Origin of the sequence: Oerskovia sp. Root918 (genome assembly GCF_001428945.1) — a bacterium.
In the GTDB taxonomy this organism is placed as follows: domain Bacteria; phylum Actinomycetota; class Actinomycetes; order Actinomycetales; family Cellulomonadaceae; genus Oerskovia; species Oerskovia enterophila.
The window spans coordinates 739048-759404 of record NZ_LMJG01000001.1; the positions used below are offsets into that span (position 1 = coordinate 739048).

The following is a 20357-nucleotide window of genomic DNA, read 5'->3' on the forward strand; positions in this document are numbered from 1 at the left end:
CGCACACGACGACCCATCGAGGAGCCCGCATGAGTGACGCGACCAGCACCGCAGAGGCCACCAGCCTCCCCTTGCCCGACCCTTCCTGGCGCGACCGTTGGTCGGGGGCCGAGGGGGGCTACGTCGTCCTCGACCTGGGTGACCAGCCGCCTGCCGACCTCTTCCCCCTGCCCGACGACCCCACGCCGGACCCCGAGCACCCGCTGCGGATGGTGATCGGGACCGGCACCGGCCTCGTCCAGCTCGAGACCGACCCCACGACCCCGCAGGAGCCGCGCGGCGTCGAGCCGGCAGCCCTCGTGGCGCAGGCCGAGGCGGCGGTGGCGCAGGCCGAGGCGGCGGGGTTCGTCCGGCCGGGGGCCCGCGTCCTGGAGTACCCGAGCCCGCACGGCGGCTCCTGGGTGGACCAGCTCGCGGCCCGCGACATGGTCGAGGTCTCGGAGGGTGAGGCCGAGCTGCTCGTCGACATCTTCGGCATGATGCACGACGCCGACCAGAAGGCCGCGCTGCTCGAGCGCGCCGGGCACCTGACCGACGACGGGGTGCTGCTCATGCAGTACCACACGGTCGCGGCGATCGTCCGCTCCGGGATCTGGAACGCGTTGCGGCACGGGCACTTCGCGTACTACTCGACGCCTGCCCTCGTCGAGATGGGCAAGGAGGTCGGCCTCGTCGCCGTGGGCGCGTGGGAGTACCCGCTCTACGGCGGGACTGTGATGCTCGCCTTCGCCAAGGAGGGGTCCCGCTTCGGAGCCCAGACGGCCGACGTGACGGCGATGGTCGAGCGTGAGCTTGCGGAGGGGATCACCGACCCGGCGTACGTCGCGACGCTCGGGACCGCACTGTCGGAGTCGGTCGCCGCGATCGAGGAGTACCTGCGCGGGACGACGGCCGAGGGTCTGGTCGTCGCGGGGTACGGCGCGGCCTCACGCACCTCGGCGCTGCTCCGCTCGGCGCACATAGAGAAGGAGCAGGTCGTGGCCGTGGCCGACGCGTCGGTCGCCAAGCACGGGCGGACCATGCCTGGCAACCGCATCCCGATCGTCTCGCCCGCCGACCTGGTCGGGCTGCGACCCGATCGCGTCCTGCTCTTCGTGCCGGACCTGCTCGACGAGGTCCGCAAGGCGCTCCCCGAGATCGAGGCGAACTGCGGGCGATGGGTCGTCCTCGACCCGATGCCGCGTGAGGTCGAACCCGTGGCGTGACGTCCGATCCCTTCGACGAGAGGGGCTCGACCGGGAACGGGGTCGAGCCCCTCTCGTCGTGCCTGGGCACGTGCCTCAGACGCCGAGCGTCTCCTGGAAGGCGGCCCAGGACATGCCCTCCTTGTCCCGGTCGCTCACCACGGTGATCGGCGCGGGCCACGGGACGGCGAGCTCGGGGTCGAGATAGTTCACCGTGACGTCCTCGTCGGGACCGTAGAAGTCGTCGATCCGGTAGACGAAGTCGGTCACCGAGGTGAGCGCCTGATACCCGTGCAGGAACCCGCGAGGGATGTAGACCTGGCGGCAGACCTGGTCGTCGAGCAGGAACGTCTCCATGCGGCCGAACGTCGGCGACCCGGGCCGGGCGTCGATCGCGATGTCCAGGACCGCGCCGTGGGCGCACCGGACGAGCTTTGCCTCCCCCTTGTTCGTGCGACCGTGCAGTCCACGGACGACTCCCTGGTAGGAGCGCGACTGGTTCTCCTGCTTGAAACCTGCCGGGTCGATCCCGGCGTCGGCCAGGATGTTCACGTCGAGGGTCCGGGAGAAGTAGCCGCGGGCATCGCGGTGGGGGGTCGGTTGGAACACGATGAGGCCGGGGATTGACGTCTCGATGATCTCCATCCGCTCAGCGTAGGGCTGCTGCGTCCCGTGCGGCACAGGGGGAGCGGATGAATCGGGCGCGGATGAAAACGGCCCGGTCGGCTTCCCTGCCTGCCGCAGGGCGGGGACACTTGGACCGTCGACGCCGTGGCGCATCACGCAGGACAGCCCTCCACCGGAGAGCGGTGCCGCAACCGCCGTCAGCTGGTCCTCCACCGAAGACGCCCGCACGACCGCAACCTCAGGAAGAGCCAAAGATGTCCTACCCCGCCCACGCCGCGCTCGCCCCGTCCGGTGCCGCATCTCGTCGATCGTTCGTCCGGTCCGCAGAGGCCCAGCGAAGGCTCCACGAGCTCGTTCCCGGCGGGGCGCACACCTACGCGCGAGGGTCTGACCAGTACCCCGAGAACATGGCACCCGTCATCGCCCGGGGCGTGGGGGCCCGGGTCGAGGACCTCGACGGGAACTGGTTCGTCGAGTACGGCATGGGCCTGCGTGCGGTGACGCTGGGGTACGGCTTCGCTCCCGTCGTCGAGGCGGTCTCCGCAGCAGCGCGCGACGGCGTGAACTTCTCGCGGCCCACGGTGTGGGAGCTGCGGGCCGCCGAACGCTTCCTCGAGCAGGTGCCGGGCGCCGACATGGTCAAGTTCGCGAAGAACGGCTCCGACGTCACGACCGCGGCCATCAAGCTCGCACGGTCCGCGACCGGGCGCGACCTCGTCGCGGTCTGCGGCACCCAGCCGTTCTTCTCGACCGACGACTGGTTCATCGGCACCACCCAGATGACGGCCGGTATCCCGCAGGCCCAGCGCGACCTCACGGTGTCCTTCCGGTACAACGACCTCGACTCGGTCCGTGCGCTGCTCGACGCCCATCCCGGGCAGATCGCCGCACTGATCCTCGAGCAGGCGACCGCCACCGCAGAACCTGCACCAGGATTTCTCGAGGGGCTGCGCCAGCTCGCCGACCTCCACGGGTTCGTGCTCGTGTTCGACGAGATGATCACGGGGATGCGATGGGCTGCCGGGGGCGCTCAGTCCGTCTACGGAGTCCGTCCGGACCTGTCGACCTGGGGCAAGGCGCTCGGCAACGGTTTCTCGGTGTCGGCGCTCGCCGGCCGCCGAGACCTCATGGATCAGGGCGGCCTCAACACCGACGGGTCCCGTCCCTTCCTCCTGTCCACGACCCACGGCGCCGAGACGACAGGTCTCGCCGCCTATCTCGCCGTTGCGGACGCCTACGCCGAGCGTGACGTCGTCGGGCTCATGGAGTCGCAAGGAGCCAAGCTTCGCGACGCGCTCGTGTCGGCTGCCTCGGAGGCGGGCCTCGCCGACCACGTGACGATCATGGGACGCCCGTCGTGCCTCGTCTTCGGTACGAGGGACCACGAGGGCAACCCCTCGCAGGCGTTCCGCACCCTCTTCATCCAGGAGATGCTCGAGCGGGGCGTGCTGGGACAGTCGCTCGTCATCTCCGCGGCCCACACCGACGAGGACCTCGACCTGACGGTCGACGCGGCGCGCGGGGCGCTCGCCGTCTACGCACGAGCCGTCGACGCCGGCACGACGGACGGGTTGCTGCGGGGACGTCCCGTGGCGCCCGCGATGCGCGAGTACGCCGCACCGCGGCGCCTGCCGGACACGTCCGCGGGCGACGCGGACCGACAGGAGGGGTGACGCCATGAAGGTCGTGCTGTTCTGCGGAGGGCTCGGGATGCGCATGCGTTCCGGGACCGACTCCCTGCCCAAGCCGATGATGCCCATCGGCTCGCGCCCGGTGCTCTGGCACATCATGCGGTACTACGCGCACTTCGGTCACACCGAGTTCATCCTCTGTCTCGGCTACGGCGCCCGGGCCGTCAAGGACTACTTCCTCAACTACCAGGAGACTCACTCCAACGACTTCGTGCTCTCGAAGGGTGGGCAGGAGATCGAGCTGCTGTCGAGCGACATCAGCGACTGGCGGATCACGTTCGTGGACACCGGGATGGACACCGCGATCGGAGAGCGCCTGCGGCGCGTGCGCAGGTACCTCGACGACGACGAGGTGTTCCTGGCCAACTATGGGGACGTCCTGACGGACGCCCCCATGGACCAGATCGTCGACGACTTCCTCACGACCGACGCCGTCGGGACGCTCCTCGCGGTCGACCCTCAGGACTCGTTCCACGTCGTGAAGATCGACCTGACGGGGAACCTCACCGGGATCGAGCCGGTCGCCGACATGGAGATGCGGATCAACGGTGGCTTCTTCGTGCTGCGTCAGGGGATCTTCGACTACCTGAACGAGGGCGAGGACCTGGTCATGGACGGCTGCGTACGCGCCGCCAAGGACGGTCGCTTCCGTGCCGTGCGCTACGACGGCTTCTGGGCCCCCATGGACACGCTCAAGGAACGGTCGCACCTGGAAGAGCTCTATCGGACGGGCGAGAGTCCCTGGGCCGTGTGGGACGGGACGGACCGTGAGCCCGGTCGAGTCGTGCCCGTGGTCGAGGTCGGGGACGTCACGACGATCGGGTCGGGGAGGCGGCGTTGATCGAGCTCTCGCTCCCCGCGGGCCCGTTGGAGGTCCTGTGCGTCGGGGCGCACCCGGACGACATCGAGATCGCGTGCGGAGGCACGCTCCTCGAGCTCGCCGCCACCCGGGACGTCCGTGCAACCTTCGTGATGCTCACCGGATCGCCCGAACGCCGACTCGAGGCCGCAGCGGCCGCCGAGGCGTTCGTCCCCGGTTCCGAGGTCAGGTTCTGGGACCTGCCGGACGGCCGCCTGCCCGCGCACTGGGGCGAGGTGAAGGCAGCGATCGAGGAGCTCGCGTCGTCGCTGCGGCCGGACCTCGTCCTGTGTCCCAGCAAGACCGACTCGCACCAGGACCATCGGCTCGTGGCCGAGCTCGTTCCTACCGCGTGGCGCGACGCGCTCGTCCTCGAGTACGAGATCCCCAAGTGGGACGGCGACCTCGGCCGTGTCACCCACTACGTGCCCGTCAGTGCGGAGAACGCACGGCGCAAGGTCTCCCTCCTCACCACGTCGTACCCGTCCCAGGTGGACCGCGACTGGTGGGACGCCGAGACCTTTCTCGGCCTGATGCGTCTGCGTGGCGTCGAGTGTCGCCAGCAGTACGCGGAGGGCTTCGTCATCCGGAAGGCAGTTCTCACCCTCGGAGAGTGATGCGATGGCACGACGGTCGAAGGTCGGCGGGAACGAACCGCTGAAGGTCGGGCTCTATGGAGGTTTCGGCACCGGGAACATCGGGAACGACGCGACGGCACGTGTCGTGGCGGAGCACGTACGCAGCCATCACGACGACGTCGAGGTCGTACTCGTGTCGTACGCCGACGAGACCACTCCGTCGACCTCCATTGATCACCTGCCGCTCATGACGCTCGGAGAGCCCGTCGAGGAGCGCGGGCGGACGAGGGTCGGTCGCGCTGTCCATCGACGCTGGCAGTCGGTGCGTCAGCTCGGCCACGACTGGACGATCGCTCGGCAGTTCGATGCCATGGTCATCACCGGTGGGGGCATCTTCGAGGCGGAGGCGACGGCCGCGGCCGGGGGGTTGATCGGAGCCGTGGGCTTCTACCTCCTGGCCCTGACCAGCAGCCATCGCCGTCACCATTTCGCGACCGTCGCGATCGGTGGTACGTCGATGGACCGCTCCGTACAGCGATTTCTCGTCGTCCGCTCCCTGCGACATGCGGAGTATCGCTCCTTCCGTGACGCGGCGAGCAAGGATGCCCTCGTCGGCATGCACGGTGCGCAGGACGACGACCGTGTCACCACCGACCTCGTTTTCGCGACGGCCCTGCCGGACCACGCCCCACCTGTCGAGCGGGACCAGCCGCGTGTAGCGATCGGGGTGATGCGCTTTCCCTGGCTCGGACCAGGAGGCGCCGAGGAGCTCGCCGGGACGGAGTACGTGCAGGCGCTCGCGACGCTCGTCGCACAACTGATCCCGACAGGGACGGTCGCGGTCTTCGGGGGGGACCGTGCGGACGGCCCGGTCGTGGATGCGCTCGTCAACGCCGTGGAGGAGCGCGTGGGCGTGGAGGAGACCCGACGTCGCCTGGACGTCTGGGGGACCCCTGCACTGCACGAGACGGTCAACCTGCTCGTTGATGTCGACGTGGTCGTCTGCTCGAGGTTCCACAGCCTGGTTGCAGCGTTTCTCGCCCGCACGGGGGTCGTCGCGGTGGCAGACCGGGTCAAGGTCCGCAGCCTGATGGGCGAGGCGGAGCTGTCCGACCTGGTCATCGAGGCGCGTGGCTTGGACGGGCAGGCGCTCACGACGCTCGTCGAGCGCGTCGTCATGGAGCTGGAAGGAGTGCGGTCGAAGGTCTCTTCGACCACGCTGCGGTTCGAAGCGAGCGCCCAGGACGAGCTTCGCGAGCTCGACGACCTCCTCGAGAGATGGAACCGGGACCGTTCGGGCGGCCGGTCAGGTCAGACAGTCGGTGTCCGGCGCCCGGTCCGCCCGAGCCTCTGACGAACCCACGACACGGGTGCGCCCGGTGCGAACCGGGCAGCCCAGGCGAGTTCGCCGAGTGCTGGACCGGGTCGGCGCTCGGCGAGGAGCCGTCTGGCTGCCCGGGCCGAGCTCCACGCCGCGAACCGGTCGTTCGCCTCGAGGCTCGCCTCGTAGTCCGGTACGAGGTCGTCGCGTCCTCGCTCCCGAGCGTTCCACAGGTGCAGGCTGACGACGTGGTCGATGCTGCGGCACAGTTCACGGTGGCGCCGTGTGTTGTTCGCTCCGTGGAACCGGTAGTCCACGAGCGTCTCGTCGACGAACAGGAAGTCGCCCTCGAGCGCGGCCTTGAGGACCAGGTCGAGGTCCTGGGCGCGACGGAACGATGGGTGGAAGCCACCGATCCGCAGGAACGTCTCCCGGCGGATCATGACGTTCGGGAGGATGATCCCGGTCGTGCGGCGAAGCACCTCGTGGATGTCGCTGACCTGGCGCTGGTCGGCAGCGAGGAGCTCGTGACCGTCCGCGTCGATCGTCCGCATCCCGCAGTACGACAGCACTGCTCCAGGATCGGCATCGAGGGCGGTGACCTGGCGCGCGATGCGTTCGGGTTCCCAGCGGTCGTCGTCGTCGAGGAAGACGAGGAGGTCGCCCTTGGACACGGAGACCCCGTAGTTGCGTGCGACCGAGACTCCGGCGTTCTGCTGGCGGAGCACTCGCACGTCGGGGAACTGGTCCGTGATGGCCCGGAGTTCGTCGGGTGCCTTCGAGCCGTCGTCCACCAGGATCGTCTCCACCTCGCGAAAGGTCTGCCGATCGATGGACTCGAGCGCCTCGGCGAGGTAGGGACCTCCTCGGTCCGTCGCGACGACCACGCTCACGCGCGGTGTCACGGATGCGCCGGGAGGATGTTCGATCACTCTCTCTCCAAGGTGAGGGCGGCGACGACGGTTCACCTGTCGATTCTGCCGGAGCGAGCCCCGGAAGAACATCGGACGGTCGGTATTTCGCCCGGTCACCGTGGTGTCCGGAGGAGGTCGCTGCCCTAGGCTCGTGAGTGTCGACCACCTGCCCGCGACCGATGGAGCTCTCCGTGGATCCCGAGTCCCCCCGGCTGCACGCTGTGCCGTCCGTCTCCGTGGGAGTCCCCGTCTACAATGGCGAACGCTTCCTGGAGCGGACTCTCGTCGCGTTGCAGGAGCAGAACCTCGCTGACATCGAGGTCATCGTGTCCGACAACGGCTCGACCGACGGCACTCTGACGATCGCCGAGAAGTTCGCGCAGGACGACCCACGGTTCGTCGTCCTGCGCAGCACCGAGAACCGTGGAGTCCCCTGGAACTGGAACCGGGTGCTCGCGAAGGCCCGAGCCCCCTACTTCATGTGGAACGGTGCCGACGACGTGGTTCGACCGGACCACCTGCGCAGGTGTCGGGACGCACTCGACGAGCACCGAGATGCGACAATCGCTTTCTCTCGTGTCCTCCTCGTGGACGTCGACGACGTCCCGGTCGGGGAGATGGATGACCTAGGGCTCGACTTCGTGCACCGCTCGCCGGCCTCTCGGGTCGATCTCTTCCTCGCACGGCACGTGTACCAGGTGATCGGATTCGGCGGGTTGATGCGAACGAACGTCCTTCGAGAGATGGGTGGCCTGCCCGGCTACTACGGCGGCGATGTGGCTCTGGGCGTCAAGATGGCGATGCGTGCACCGTGGATCCAGGTCCCTGAGCAGCTCTTCGTCTCACGACGCCACGACGCACAGACCAACAAGGTTCAGGGGGGCGACGTACTCGACCAGGTCCGGACGTACGCGCCCGATTGGCGCAGACCGGTCGCCTTTCCCCAGTGGTACCTCAATCATCGGATGATCGTCGAGGCCGCCGCTGCGCCGGCCTCCGTCATCCAGCGTGCACTCGCGGTGGGTGTCGTGGTCCGCCGATGGACCGTCCCGAACTGGCGCTTCTTTCCTTTTGACGTGAAGAGGAACGTGATCCGACTCACCAAGGGACGCTACGTGGGTGCGTTCCGCCCGTCCCCCACGAGCGAGGCCGAGCTGTGAGGGTCCTGACGTGGGAGCAGCATCAGCGAATTCGCGACGTTGGACGAGGACTGGGTGGGCACGTCGGCCGTGCGACGGTCGGTGTTGTCACCAAACTGCTCGGGGCTCCGCGGCTCGCGGCGTGGGCAGTGGAGTCGACGAGAGATCGACGCATGACTATCGCTCATGTGACTGAGGAGCTCACGCCGCTGGCACCCATCACTCCCTCAGACGTCGTCGCACAGTATGTTCGCGGCTTCGTTCTCATGGGACGTGGCGGCGATGCCCAGCCCGAGGCCATCTTCCGCTACGTATCGCCGCGAGCGATCATCGATATCGACACAGCTCACGTGCCAAAGAGGGTGCGGACCTACCAGCGTCGAGGTGAGTATGTCGTGGACATGGATGCGCCACTGTCACCCGTGATCGCTGGGTGCGCAGACCGTCCCCGCACATGGATCGTCGCCCCGGTCGTCGAAGCGTGGGGGCGCGTCGAAACTGCAGGATACGTGCGAAACCTTGCCGCATATCGCGATGATGAACTGGTGGCCGGCATCTGGGGGATCGAGGTCGGAAGGACTTTCGGGATCATTAGCATGTTCCACTCCGAGAGCGGTGCGGGGGCTGTGGTGATGGCAGCGGCCGTCGACGCTCTGGGAGATGAATGGGACGTCATCGACTGCGGAAGCCTCACGCCGAACTTCGCACGCTACGGTGCACATGACCTGGGTACTGACGACTTCTCAGCGTTGGTCCTCCAAGGCGTTCGCGGTGGACGGCCGGCACCTGCAGAACGTGATGCCCGATGAGCGGCCAGGCTCGCGCTGACGTTGAACGGATCGGAGCGGAGAACGTCACTGAGGTTGCTCGGTTCCTCCAAGAGAACACTCATGAGGGCCTCACCGCCGAGGACTGGCAGAGAACCATTGCTCCGTCCTGGACCCGTGCTGCTCCGAACCACGGGTACCTGCTTCGAAGTGCGGGGCAGGTCGTCGGCGCCTATCTCGCCTACTACTCCACCCGATCAGTGGATGGACGAGACCTCAGCGTCTGCAACCTGGCGACGTGGGTCGTCCACGAGGACCACCGGATCGCCAGCCTCAGGCTGCTCCGTGCGCTCCTGGCGCAGGACCACGACGTGTTCACCGACGTCTCGCCGAGCCCCAAGGTGGTCCGGATCAACGAACGCGTCGGGTTCGAGTCGCTGAGTCAGGTCGGGCAGCGTGTCCCGAACGTGCCGTGGGGGTCACTGCGACGCAGGATCCGTTTCGTCAACCGGCCCACGGAGATCGAGAGCCTGCTCACGGGGGCTGTGCTCCAACAGTATCTCGATCATCGAGAGATCGACAGGCTCGAGCATCTGGTCGTCGTCGCCGACGGCAAGCCGTGCTACGTCGCGTACCGGGCCTACCCGGACCTGGCGCTCGGCCGAGTCATGGTCGCGCTGAGACAGCGCGGGGTCGTCGCGATCCTGCACGTGAGCGACCGGGACATCTTCAGGATCGTGGGTCCGCGGGTCTTCAGCTGGTTCCTGTTCCGCTACGGGCGACTCTTCACACTGGTCGAGGAACGAGTTGCGGGTTTCCACCCGAGGTTCTCCAAGCCCGCTGGTATCAGGCTGGATCGGATGTACCGCAGCGAGGGGTTCCCCGCCGAAGCGATCGACTACCTCTACAGCGAGCTGATGTTCATCGAGCGTACCGTCGGCTCTCCCGAGTCGAATGGTTGAGCAGCCCAGGAGGGGAGCGCACCGCGTGCTCACGACACTCTTCGACCTTGTCGAGCTCGCGGCGGAGCGGGACCCGGACGCGCCCGCGATCACGTACCGCGAGTCGACATCGACCTACGGCGAGCTCCGCCGCACAGCGCTGAGCGTGGCACGCGGGCTCGCCCGCCTCGGAGCTGAGCGAGGTGCGCGCGTGGCAGTGTTCCTGGAGAAGCGCCACGAGCTCGTCACGACGATTCTCGGCGCCTCGGCCGCCAGCCTTGCCTTCGTGCCGATCAACCCTGTCCTCAAGGCCCGCCAGGTCGAGCACATCCTCCGGGACAGCGGTGCGACGATCCTCGTGACCTCCGCGGACCGGTGGAGGGCTCTGAAAGCGACACGCGCGGAGGTCTCGTCGCTGCGTCATGTCGTGCTCGTGGGTGCCGCGACCCACGAGGAGGGATCGGGGGCGGACGCCGTCCCGTGGGACGTCCTGACCGCCCCCGATGGTCCGGGCGAGCAGAGCGCGGCACCGGTCCAGTCGATCGACCTCGACCTCGGAGCGATCCTCTACACCTCGGGGAGCACGGGTGGGCCCAAGGGGGTCGCCCTCACTCATCGCAACCTCCTGGCCGGGGCCGACAGTGTGAATGCCTACCTGCACAACGGGCCGGACGACGTCCTCCTGGCCGTGCTGCCCTTCAGCTTCGACGCGGGGCTCAGCCAGCTCACAACGGGCCTGGCGGCGGGAGCGCACGTCGTCCTGACGAACTACCTCCTCCCGCGGGACGTCGTGAAGCTGTGTGCACAGCACGGTGTCACGGGACTGACCTGCGTGCCTCCGCTGTGGCGGCAGATCGCCGATCAGGAGTGGGCACAGGCGGGTCGGACACTTCGCTACTTTGCGAACACAGGCGGGCGCCTGCCGCGAACCGTCCTGGACCGGCTGCGCTCGGCCTTCCCGTCGGCGGCGCCGTTCCTCATGTACGGGTTGACCGAGGCATTCCGCTCGACCTATCTCGATCCCGATGAGGTCGACAGGCGCCCGGACTCGATCGGCAGGGCCATCCCCAACGCAGAGATCCTGGTGGTGGCGCCGGACGGCTCCCTCGCCGGCCCTGGGGAGGTCGGTGAGCTCGTGCATCGTGGTGCCCTGGTCGCGCTGGGCTATTGGAACGATCCGGTGCGCACCGCGGAGAGGTTCAGGCCGGTCCCGGGCAGCCGCACGGGGTGGGGTGCGCCCGAGATCGCCGTCTGGTCGGGTGACCTGGTGCGCACCGACGACGACGGCTTCCTCTACTTCGTGGGCCGCGCGGACGAGATGATCAAGACTTCCGGCTACCGAGTGAGTCCCACCGAGATCGAGGAGGTGGCTTACGCGACACGGTTGGTCGGCGATGCCGTTGCGCTGGGTATCCCCGACGACGACCTCGGCCAGTCGATCCTGCTCGTGGTGACGGCTCCCGAGGGATCCGTCGTCGACGTCGAGCGGCTCCTCGCTGCCGTGCGCAAGGAGGTTCCGCGCTACATGGTGCCGTCGCAGGTCGTCGTGGTCGAGGAGGTGCCACGAGGCCCGAACGGAAAGTTCGACCGGGCGACGCTGCGAGAGGTGCATGCATCATGAATGGCCATGAACGGGTGATCGGCTCCTACAGGACTCAGGACGGGGAGCTGGTCGTCGGGGGAGTCCCCCTTGCGAGACTGACCCAGCGCGTGGGGTCCACGCCGTACTTCGCGTACGACCGGGAGCGTCTCCTCGAGCGTGTCTCGCGGGTCCGCGACGCGATTCCCCCCTCGGCACAGCTCAGCTATGCGGTGAAGGCCAACCCGTTCGTCCCGGTCGTCCAGGCCTTGGCGCAGGTGGTGGACCGTTTTGACGTCGCATCAGGGCGCGAGCTGCGCACGGCGCTCGACACGACCGTCCCCGCTTCACGCGTCAGCTTTGCGGGACCGGGCAAGTCTCGCCAGGAGCTCGCGCAGGCCGTGGCCGCGGGCGCGACGATCGAGCTCGAGTCGCGAGGTGAAGCGGTGCGGGTCGCCGAGACCGGGAGCGCCCTGGGGATCCGTCCTCGCGTCGCTGTGCGGGTCAACCCGGACTTCGTGGTCAAGGGGTCCGGCATGCGCATGGGTGGTGGTGCGCAGCAGTTCGGTGTCGACGCAGAGGCGGTGCCCGACCTGTTGCGGTGGCTCGGGGACGCCGACGTCGACCTGCTCGGGTTCCACGTCTTCGCCGGGTCTCAGAACCTGAGCGCCGAGGTTCTCGCCGACGCCCAGCGACGGACCGTCGATCTCGTCATCGAGCTCGCGGCCGGCTGCGTCGACCCCGTCCGCTACGTCAACCTGGGCGGCGGCTTCGGGATCCCCTACTTCGAGAAGGACTCGCCGCTCGATCTCGAGGCGGTCGGTGCGGGGCTTGCCGCCGCCGTCGATCGACTGGGGCTGGCCCTGCCCGAGGCGCAGCCGGTCATCGAGCTCGGTCGCTATCTGGTGGGCGAGGCGGGGGTCTACGTGACCCGCGTGATCGATCGGAAGGAGTCGCGCGGTCAGACCTTCCTGGTCGTCGACGGTGGACTGCATCATCAGCTCGCCGCGTCAGGCAACTTCGGTCAGGTGATCCGGAGGAACTACCCCCTGGCGGTCGGCAACAGGATGGGCGAAGTACCCAGGGTGCCGACGAACGTCGTGGGCAAGTCATGCACCCCGCTCGACCTGCTAGGGGACCGGGTCGAGCTCCCGCTTGCGACGGAAGGCGACCTCGTGGTTGTCTTCCAGGCCGGGGCCTACGGCCTGACAGCGAGTCCCACAGCTTTCCTCAGCCACCCCGAGGCCGTCGAGGTCCTCGTCGGAGATGCACCAGCAAAGGAGACGTCATGAGTGATTCGGGTGCGGGTTCGACTCTGGACGGTGTCGTCGAAGTGATCGTCTCGACGTTGGGCATCGCCGACCGGGCAGCGAGCCTGGACGCCGAGACCGAGCTCTTCGGCGCGATGCCCGAGCTGGACTCGCTCGCGGTCCTGGACCTCATCGCCTCCCTCGAGGATCGGTTCGAGATCACGATCGACGACGACTTCGTGACCGGGGATGCGTTCCTGACCATCGGCTCGCTGGCACGGTTGGTCGAGTCGCTCACGTCCTGACGTTCTCCGGCCGCGAGCTCAGTCCTGGCGCAGCCGGTCACGGAGGCGATGCACCGCACGCCCAGCCGTGGTCCGCAGCCTGAGCGCTTCGTGGACGGGCCATGGGCCGAGTGCGACCGTCAGTGACACGGTGCTGACCCGGTCGGGAAAGTGCCGTGTCTGGTCGGGATAGCGGGAGGGATCCATGCAGGTGTCGAGGAGGTCGTAGGCCCCCGAGACCGAGAAGTGCTCGTTGACCAGCAGACGTCCGAGGGAGCCGGGCGAGAACGAGCTAAAAGCCGGGGCGTATGCGTCGTACATGCAGAAGACGCTCCGACCCGAGCTGAGGAACGTTCCCATGTAGGCAGTCTGCCCGCCATCGACGGTGAGCTCGAGGAGATGTCCGTCGCCACGTGCGCTGAAGCCCTCGAACACGGTTCGCCACCATTCCGCACCTCCGTCGCGTCGTGCGAACGCTGGCCCGTCGTCGCCGCCCTTCCAGGATCCCAGCTCGAAGGCGAGGTAGGTGTCGACGTCCTGCGACGAGCGGACGAGTGCGACCGGGTGCTGCTCGTCACCGCCCAGGGCGTCCCGGAGCTGGCGCAGGCGTCGCCGGAGTACCTGGGCACGCTTGGTCGAGACGAGGTCCTGCCAGCTGGTCGGACGGCGGTCCGCCGCGACCACCGCGGCGCGTTCCGAGGAGCCCCACACGTGGACGGCGCAACGCCGGCGCGTGATCTCGTCGAGGAGGGCACGGCCCCCCGGCCTGGTCGTCGTGACGAGGTGGAACGTGAAGACGCGGCCGAGAGCCGATCTGTTCGCGACCAAGGCTTCCAGGAGCGCACGTGCAGACTCCGCCGGGTCACCGCGCAGGAGAGGCGTGCCGAGCGAGGTGTACTCGTAGAGGCTCGGACCCGCGTTGCTCGCGTGGGCGAACGGCCACTGCGTATCTCCCGGGACCGACTCGAACGGCAGCACGGCCAGCCACGATCCGTCCGGTGACAGGGCCACCACGACCCGGATGCCTCGCCCCTCGCCGAAGTGCTGGTGCGTCGGAAGGAGGAACTCGGGTTCGTAGAAGACGTTGGGTTCCACGACGTCCTCCGCGAGCGCGCGCCATCGCTCGAGGTCGTCCGACGACAGGGCCGAGACGTCGATGATCTTGCTGTTCATCTTGTTCTCCTGTCGACCGGTCCCTGTCCGACGAATGGCGCGAGACGGTCGTCGAGCTCGTCGCGAACCGCCGACCACGTCCTGGAGCGTGCGCGGGCGATGCCTGCGTCGCTCCAACGAGCGACCTCCTCGGGCGAGTCGGCGAGTCCCTCGATCACCTGTGCCAGGGCGTCGACGCTTCCCGGCGTGACCAGGACTCCCGCTCCGCGGACGGTCTCGGGGATCCCGCCTGTCGCGGAGCCGACGACGGCCGCGCCCGCGGCCATGCCTTCGAGCACGGTGAGCGGGCAGGGGTCGGGCCATCGCGACGGGACGACCGCGACGTCTGCTTCACGCAGGACGTCGACGACCCCGGGACGATCAACGAAGCGACGGAAGACGACTCGTGCCCCGCCCGGGTTGGCCGCGCGTCTCAGGCTGGTCTCGAAGTCGGTGAGAGGGGCCTCGGGGTCGAAGCCCGCACTCCCGACGACGAGGAGGTGGACGTCGGGGCGTCCGAGCCGCACCACCGCGTCGACGAGGACGTCGGGGCCCTTCTCGGGGATCGTCCGCCCGACGAAGACGACCCGCAGCACACCGTCGTCGGTCCGCGTCCGGGGCGCGAACGTCTCCGCGTCGACCCCGTTACGCACCACGACGACCCGGTCACGAAGCTCAGGAGGCAGGTGCGAGGACAACGCCTCGGCCAGGTAGTCGCTCACCGCGACGATCGCGGCGGCGGGGCCGAGCGTGCGACGGGCCTCGCGCCGGTCGTACGTGCGCAGCAGCTGGTTGTGAGCGTAGAGGACGGGCGCGTGCCGGTCGGCGTCGATCAAGGGGACGGCTTGCGGCAGGTTGTGGGCGAAGAACACTGTGGGATCCCAGTCCGACTGCGCCGCGAGCGCCGGTCGCAGGGTGGCGCGCGCCGCCGGGCGCACGGCCAGAGTACGCGCGAGCGCGAGGTCGAGGTACCGGTCTGTCCGTCGCCCGGGGCGCAGCGGGTACTCGACGCTCTCGGCACTGTCGTAGCGTTCGGAGTAGGTGCCCCGGGCGACGAGGACGCGTGGGCGGGGTGCGGAGGTGGGTGTCGCACCGCACAGGCCGTGCACCACGGTGGGCACGGCACTGCCGGTCCGTGGAGAGTAGTGGTCCCCCGGAGTGAGGAGATGCGTGTGTCCGAGAACCGCACCCCCTCGACTCACGGCGTCGACACCCCCTCGGCGCGGTCCCGCCGTCGGGCGACGAGCGCGGCGGGGAACCCGGCGCCCAGACCGACGACCTCCACGAGCGAGCGGGTGAGCACGACCGGGGCGGTCAGCCGGCGCCGTCTCGAGGGGACGACCCCCTCGTGGTCGGGCCGCCCGCGGACCAACCGGTAGGTCGTCCGCAGGTAGTCACGCTGCTCTCGGAGAGCGGTCAGGACGTATCGTCGCAGCACCGGGGCGCGGAAACCGAACACGCGCGCAAGGAGCACCACGTGGTTGCGCCGGGCGTAGTAGAGGTATCTCCGGTCGAACCGCTGTCCACCGGTCTGGTACGGGGCCGCGACGTGCCGCACCACGGCTGTCGGCGCGAACACCAGGCGGTGGCCCGATCGTCGGACGCGCAGCGAGATGTCCGACTCCTCGCACAGGCAGGTACCGGGGTAGTTGCCACGAATGCCGCCCAGGGCGAGGAGCGTGGACCGACGGAACGACATGTTCGCGCCCAGGAGGTGATCGACGTCGATCGAACGTCCCGGATCGGCTCCGAAGTACCCGGTGAGCCGCCCGTCCGGGAGGAAGCGCCCGATCAGGTCGAGCCCTCGCGACTCCTCGCCGTCGATCCCGTTCGAGGCACGCCCACCGACACCGCCGACGCTCGGGTCTGCATAGGGCCGGACGAGCTCGTCGAGCCAGTCGGGGTCGACGTACGCGTCGTCGTCGATGAACGCGACGACGTCTCCGGTCGCCTGCAGCAGCCCGATCTGCCGTGACTCGGGCATCGTGCCCGGCCCGAGGTCATTGCGTAGGTATCGCACGTCCGGGAAGTCCTCGCTCACGAGGGTGCGGGTGCGAGGGTCCGGGGAGGCGTCGACCACGAGCACCTCGTGGGGCGCCGTCCGCAGGGCGGCAAGGTGGCGCAGGCATTCACCCACGAAGTGCGGGCGAGCGTAGGTGATGATGACGACCGACACAGAAGGGTTCACCATTCGCCCTCCAGGTGGTCAGGAGCGTGCGTGACGCGGTACCAGTCTCGGGAGCGGAGAGGGCTCGTGAGGGCGGTGAGTCGAGGGTGTCGTGCACGACGGACCCAGGCGTCGTAGACGGCGGGCCGCGAGTACACGGCCGTGTGTCCCGACCAGCCGAACTTGCGACGCATGGTCTCGTCGGAGCGGACCCAGCTGTAGTGGATCACCGCGTCCTCATGGCCCACGACCTCGTGGACCGTGGCCGTCCGCGGGTGAAAAGGGTCGGTGTTCCACGGCCGCAGGTCGACGCGGAAGAGCGGTACGTCTGCCTGCCGGCAGTGTCGGAGCGTGGTCCCGGACCGGACAGCGAGCGGTCCGGGGAAGCTCGCGGCCGGGCGGCCTGATCGGGTGCTGGCCTCGAGGTAGGTACCAGGGCCGACGCGGGCGTAGAGCCACCGCGCAGGGTAGTCGACGCCACCGTGGCCCGACGCCTCGGCCGACCGGATGGCCGACACCAGCGGGGCTGACGACGGGAGCACCTCGTCGGTGTCGAGCTGGAGCACCCAGTCCGCGCCGTCGGACGCGAGGTCCAGCGCGGTCTGGCGCTGGTACGTGTCGTTGTCGAGGGGTTCGTGGCCGAGGCGGGCGAACGCCCCCGGGACGAACACGCACTTGTCCTCGGTGTCGATGGCTCGCAGGATCTCCAGGCACTGCTCGACGGGGATCGGGGTACCCGTCCACGACAGACCGTCCACGTCGTACGACACGACGATCCGGTCCACCACGTCGTAGTAGGACTGCACGCTCTGGGCGAGGAACGCCGGGTCGGCAGCCAGCACGTACGCGTGGAGGCGCACTCAGATCACGTCCGCGAACTCGCGCTCGAACTTCTGGAACACGAACATGCCCCACGTGAGCACCACGAGCGAGACGACGACGGCGCCGACGAACTTCCACGGCTCGGGTGCGGGGGTTCCCAGCAGCGACCAGCGGAACAGGTCGAGGAACCATGCGAGCGGGTTGAGGTTGAACAGCGTGGTGAGGTTCGACGGGACGTCGCTCACCGAGTACGCGACGGGCGACGCGAACATGAGGGTCTGGACGAGCCAGGGCAGCACGTAGGCCACGTCACGGTATCTGACCATGATCGCTGATGCCGCCAGCCCTAGTCCCGCGCCCAGGAGGGCGATCAGGACTGCCCAGAGGGGAAGGAGCAGCACAGGCCAGCCAGGATTGATGCCGTAGACGAACAGCAGCACGATGCAGAGCCCGAGCGCGATGACGAAGTCGACGAAGACGGAGAGGATCCCCGACAGGGGGACGAGGATGCGCGGGAAGTACACCTTGGAGATCAGCGCCTGGCTCCCGACCATGGAGCCGGCCGAACGGTTCAGCACCTGGGAGAACAGGTTCCAGGCGAGCATCCCGACGAAGCTGAAGATGAAGTAGGGCTTTCCGTCGCTCGACAGCCCCGCGACCTGGCCGAAGACGATGGAGAAGATGCCTGCGGAGACGAGCGGTTGCAGCAGGACCCACACGACGCCGACGGCAGTCTGGCGGTAGCGCAGGACGATGTCTCGCATACCGAACCGATAGAGGACCTCCCGGGCGTTCCACATCTCCCGCAGGTTCGGCGCGGAGAACCGGCCGGGCGGCGTGATGACGGTCTGAACCACGGTCAGTCCTCCTTGTAGTCGAAGTCGGCGAGGACGAGCCCCTTGGTCAGCGCCTCGTCACCGGCCAGCTCGGGGTACGGGTTGTGCGGGAGCACCTCGAAGCCGGCTGCGCCCTCCCAGGCATCGAGGACGCCGGTCTTGCAGACGAAGACGTCCACGGTGTAGCGGCCGGGCTTGAGCCATGGCGTCCGGACGGTCAGCCGGATGGTGTGCTCCGTCGCGGCGTCGTACCACCCTCCGACGACGCGTGAGTCGCACTGCACGAGGACGCTGCCGTTGACGTCGTTGATGTGGCAGGACACGAAGTAGCTCCCGATGAGCTTCGGGTTGGCGCCGACCCGGACGAGGATCGTCTTCTCCCCGTCGGGCTCGAGCTGGTCTTCGCCGATCTCCACGTCGATCGCCCGGAGCTCACCCGATCCAGGCCGGGTGCCGGCGTCCCGTTGCTCGAGGGCGAACTTCTCGAAGCTGCGCCGGTACAGGTCGAGCGCGCCCGCGACGTCGCCCTCGTACGCCAGGCGTCCTTTGTCGAGATAGATCGCCGACGTGCACAGTGCGGTGACCGTCTGCACCTGGTGGCTCACGAACAGGACGGTTCGTCCGTCCTTCGCGACGTCGCGCATCTTCGCGAGCGACTTCGCCTGGAACTCGGCGTCTCCCACGGCCAGGACCTCGTCGATCGCCAGGATCTCTGTCTCGAGGTGTGCCGCGACGGAGAAGGCGAGGCGGACGTACATCCCGGAGGAGTACCGCTTGACGGGCGTGTCGAGGAACTGCGCGACTCCCGAGAAGTCGACGATCTCGTCGAAGTGTCGCCGGATCTCTCCACGCGTCATCCCGAGCAGAGCGCCGTTGAGGTAGATGTTCTCGCGGCCGGTCAGCTCCGGGTGGAAGCCCGTCCCGACCTCGAGGAGCGACCCGATGCGTCCGTTGAGCTCGATCCGGCCGCGTGTCGGGGCAGTGATCCTGGTCAGGACCTTGAGCAGTGTCGACTTCCCGGCGCCGTTGCGTCCGATGATGCCGGTCGCCTCGCCCCACGGGATGTCGAACGTCAGATCGTCGAGCGCGTCGAACAGCTCGTGCGACCCGCGGCGGACCGGATTGCGTGCCCAGCGCAGCGCTGCTTCGACGGCGGTCGTCGGACGGTCGCCCGAGAGACCGATGCGATAGGTCTTGCCGAGGCCGGCGACACGCACCGCAGGAGTGGAGGAGGACACACAGGGAACGATAGCCAAGTGACGGGGTTCGTAGCACCGCGGACGGGGTGAATTGCGCTCCCGAGTCAGGCGGCGGCCAGCACGCGCCGCCAGATCTCGGCGTGCTTGGTCGCGCTCGCCTCCCACGTGAAGCGGCGCGCTCGGGCGCGACCACGCTCGATCATGTCCGAGACCGGTGCCTCACCCCGGAGCACCGCGATCAGTGCTTCGGCGATGCCGTCGGCGTCGGGCTCGACGAGCAGTGCGGCGTCCCCGCAGACCTCCGGCAACGAAGAACGGTCGGCGGCGACGACCGGGACCCCGCAGGCCATGGCCTCGATCGCAGGCAGCCCGAATCCCTCGTACAGCGACGGCACCACGACGGCGCGTGCGCCGGCGACCAGGCCCGGAACGAGGTGTGAGGGCACCCTTCCGACGCGCGTCGCCGTCCGCGAGGGGCCGAACAGCGCGTCGCGTCGCGTCGACGGCGGGCCGGAGAGCACGAGCAGGGCGCCGGGGACCGCGCGTTCCACGAGGCGCCAGGCCGCAGCGAGACCGTCGAGGTTCTTGCGCTGCGAGGAGCCTCCCGCGTGCAGCACGTAGGGTCGGTCGACTCCGAGGCGCGCCAGGTCGTCCTTCGACAGGGGCTCGGCGTGGAAGAACGCGTCGTCGACGCCGTTGTGGACGACGTCGACGTGCTCGAGCCCGAGGCGCTCGGCCACGTCGTCGGCGGAGAACCGAGAGACGGACACGACGGCGGCGGCGCGTCGGGCCTCGACGGCCGCGTGCGGCTCGGGGGTGCCTTCGTCCGGGAAACGCCAGGCGACGGTGTCGTGGATGGTGACGACCTCCGGCCCGGGGGCGGGCGGGAGCGAGAGACCCATCCGATGGACGAGCCCGCTCCGTGGATAGACGAGCCGTCCGGCAGCGCGTCGCACCGAGGAGGGGGCGGCACCGAGGACCCACGCAGGCAGCCGATCAGTCCCGGGCAGATCGGACCGGAGGCTCCTGACGACGGTCCGGCGGACG

20 protein-coding genes are annotated in these 20357 nt (G+C 68.7%); 11 read left to right on the plus strand and 9 right to left on the minus strand.

Going from position 1 to position 20357, the window contains the following annotated elements; genetic code table 11:
• Positions 1–29 precede the first annotated feature (29 nt).
• Complete coding sequence (locus ASE27_RS03150; protein ID WP_056645656.1) at positions 30–1205, plus strand: hypothetical protein; 1176 nt, start codon at positions 30–32, stop codon at positions 1203–1205.
• Positions 1206–1280: 75 nt separating this feature from the next.
• Here the strand turns inward: ASE27_RS03150 and rfbC are convergent, their stop codons facing one another.
• A complete protein-coding gene (gene rfbC, locus ASE27_RS03155) occupies positions 1281–1829 on the minus strand; it encodes a dTDP-4-dehydrorhamnose 3,5-epimerase (protein WP_056646631.1) in 549 nt (182 codons plus the stop codon).
• 236 nt (positions 1830–2065) lie between these two features.
• Here rfbC and ASE27_RS03160 point away from each other — a divergent pair, with 236 nt between their 5' ends.
• From ASE27_RS03160 to ASE27_RS03175, 4 genes are read left to right on the plus strand one after another with little or no spacing between them, the layout of a single operon-like run.
• Positions 2066–3484, plus strand: a complete 1419-nt coding sequence (locus ASE27_RS03160; protein WP_056645659.1) for a glutamate-1-semialdehyde 2,1-aminomutase — start codon at positions 2066–2068, stop codon at positions 3482–3484.
• Between the two features lie 4 nt (positions 3485–3488).
• The gene (locus ASE27_RS03165) at positions 3489–4343 is read left to right on the plus strand and encodes a sugar phosphate nucleotidyltransferase (protein ID WP_056645662.1); all 855 of its coding nucleotides are present in this window, start codon (positions 3489–3491) and stop codon (positions 4341–4343) included.
• Positions 4340–4978: a PIG-L deacetylase family protein gene (locus ASE27_RS03170; RefSeq protein WP_082608437.1), complete on the plus strand. Its 639-nt coding sequence runs from the start codon at positions 4340–4342 to the stop codon at positions 4976–4978. Before ASE27_RS03165 ends, ASE27_RS03170 begins: the two co-directional genes overlap by 4 nt.
• A 4-nt stretch (positions 4979–4982) precedes the next feature.
• The gene (locus ASE27_RS03175; RefSeq protein WP_082608438.1) at positions 4983–6293 is read left to right on the plus strand and encodes a polysaccharide pyruvyl transferase family protein; all 1311 of its coding nucleotides are present in this window, start codon (positions 4983–4985) and stop codon (positions 6291–6293) included.
• Here the strand turns inward: ASE27_RS03175 and ASE27_RS03180 are convergent.
• Positions 6251–7192 carry a glycosyltransferase gene (locus tag ASE27_RS03180; RefSeq protein WP_162259210.1) on the minus strand — a complete coding sequence of 314 codons (942 nt, stop codon included), beginning with the start codon at positions 7190–7192 and terminating at the stop codon, positions 6251–6253. The genes ASE27_RS03175 and ASE27_RS03180 overlap by 43 nt on opposite strands.
• Positions 7193–7353: 161 nt before the next feature.
• Here ASE27_RS03180 and ASE27_RS03185 point away from each other — a divergent pair, with 161 nt between their 5' ends.
• The 6 genes from ASE27_RS03185 to ASE27_RS03205 all read left to right on the plus strand — a co-directional run bounded on the left by ASE27_RS03185 (position 7354) and on the right by ASE27_RS03205 (position 13155).
• Complete coding sequence (locus ASE27_RS03185; protein ID WP_056645670.1) at positions 7354–8334, plus strand: glycosyltransferase family 2 protein; 981 nt, start codon at positions 7354–7356, stop codon at positions 8332–8334.
• A 167-nt stretch (positions 8335–8501) separates the two neighbouring features.
• Positions 8502–9122 (plus strand): hypothetical protein, encoded by a 621-nt coding sequence (locus ASE27_RS19650; RefSeq protein ID WP_162259211.1) that lies wholly within the window; start codon positions 8502–8504, stop codon positions 9120–9122.
• Positions 9119–10042, plus strand: a complete 924-nt coding sequence (locus ASE27_RS03190) for a hypothetical protein (protein WP_056645672.1) — start codon at positions 9119–9121, stop codon at positions 10040–10042. Before ASE27_RS19650 ends, ASE27_RS03190 begins: the two co-directional genes overlap by 4 nt.
• Before the next feature lie 25 nt (positions 10043–10067).
• Positions 10068–11642 (plus strand): acyl-CoA ligase (AMP-forming), exosortase A system-associated, encoded by a 1575-nt coding sequence (locus ASE27_RS03195; protein WP_056645674.1) that lies wholly within the window; start codon positions 10068–10070, stop codon positions 11640–11642.
• Positions 11639–12892, plus strand: coding sequence for a pyridoxal-dependent decarboxylase, exosortase A system-associated (locus ASE27_RS03200; protein ID WP_056645677.1), 1254 nt, complete (start codon positions 11639–11641; stop codon positions 12890–12892). Before ASE27_RS03195 ends, ASE27_RS03200 begins: the two co-directional genes overlap by 4 nt.
• Entirely contained in the window at positions 12889–13155 is a 267-nt protein-coding gene (locus tag ASE27_RS03205) for an acyl carrier protein (protein WP_056645680.1), read from the plus strand. Before ASE27_RS03200 ends, ASE27_RS03205 begins: the two co-directional genes overlap by 4 nt.
• Positions 13156–13173: 18 nt before the next feature.
• Here the strand turns inward: ASE27_RS03205 and ASE27_RS03210 are convergent, their stop codons facing one another.
• The 7 genes from ASE27_RS03210 to ASE27_RS03240 form a co-directional block, all read right to left on the minus strand.
• On the minus strand, positions 13174–14307 hold the full coding sequence (locus ASE27_RS03210) for a GNAT family N-acetyltransferase (protein WP_056645683.1): 1134 nt from the start codon (positions 14305–14307) through the stop codon (positions 13174–13176).
• Complete coding sequence (locus ASE27_RS03215; protein ID WP_056645686.1) at positions 14304–15407, minus strand: glycosyltransferase family 4 protein; 1104 nt, start codon at positions 15405–15407, stop codon at positions 14304–14306. Before ASE27_RS03215 ends, ASE27_RS03210 begins: the two co-directional genes overlap by 4 nt.
• Positions 15408–15484: 77 nt before the next feature.
• Positions 15485–16477 (minus strand): glycosyltransferase family 2 protein, encoded by a 993-nt coding sequence (locus ASE27_RS03220; protein ID WP_082608443.1) that lies wholly within the window; start codon positions 16475–16477, stop codon positions 15485–15487.
• The gene (locus ASE27_RS03225) at positions 16471–17313 is read right to left on the minus strand and encodes a hypothetical protein (protein ID WP_056645690.1); all 843 of its coding nucleotides are present in this window, start codon (positions 17311–17313) and stop codon (positions 16471–16473) included. The genes ASE27_RS03220 and ASE27_RS03225 overlap by 7 nt, the downstream gene beginning before the upstream one ends.
• Positions 17314–18132 (minus strand): ABC transporter permease, encoded by an 819-nt coding sequence (locus ASE27_RS03230; RefSeq protein WP_056645694.1) that lies wholly within the window; start codon positions 18130–18132, stop codon positions 17314–17316.
• A 2-nt stretch (positions 18133–18134) separates the two neighbouring features.
• Positions 18135–19349 (minus strand): polysaccharide ABC transporter ATP-binding protein, encoded by a 1215-nt coding sequence (locus tag ASE27_RS03235; protein WP_082608444.1) that lies wholly within the window; start codon positions 19347–19349, stop codon positions 18135–18137.
• A 65-nt stretch (positions 19350–19414) separates the two neighbouring features.
• Positions 19415–20212, minus strand: coding sequence for a glycosyltransferase family 4 protein (locus ASE27_RS03240; RefSeq protein WP_369818980.1), 798 nt, complete (start codon positions 20210–20212; stop codon positions 19415–19417).
• Between the last annotated feature and the right edge of the window lie 145 nt (positions 20213–20357).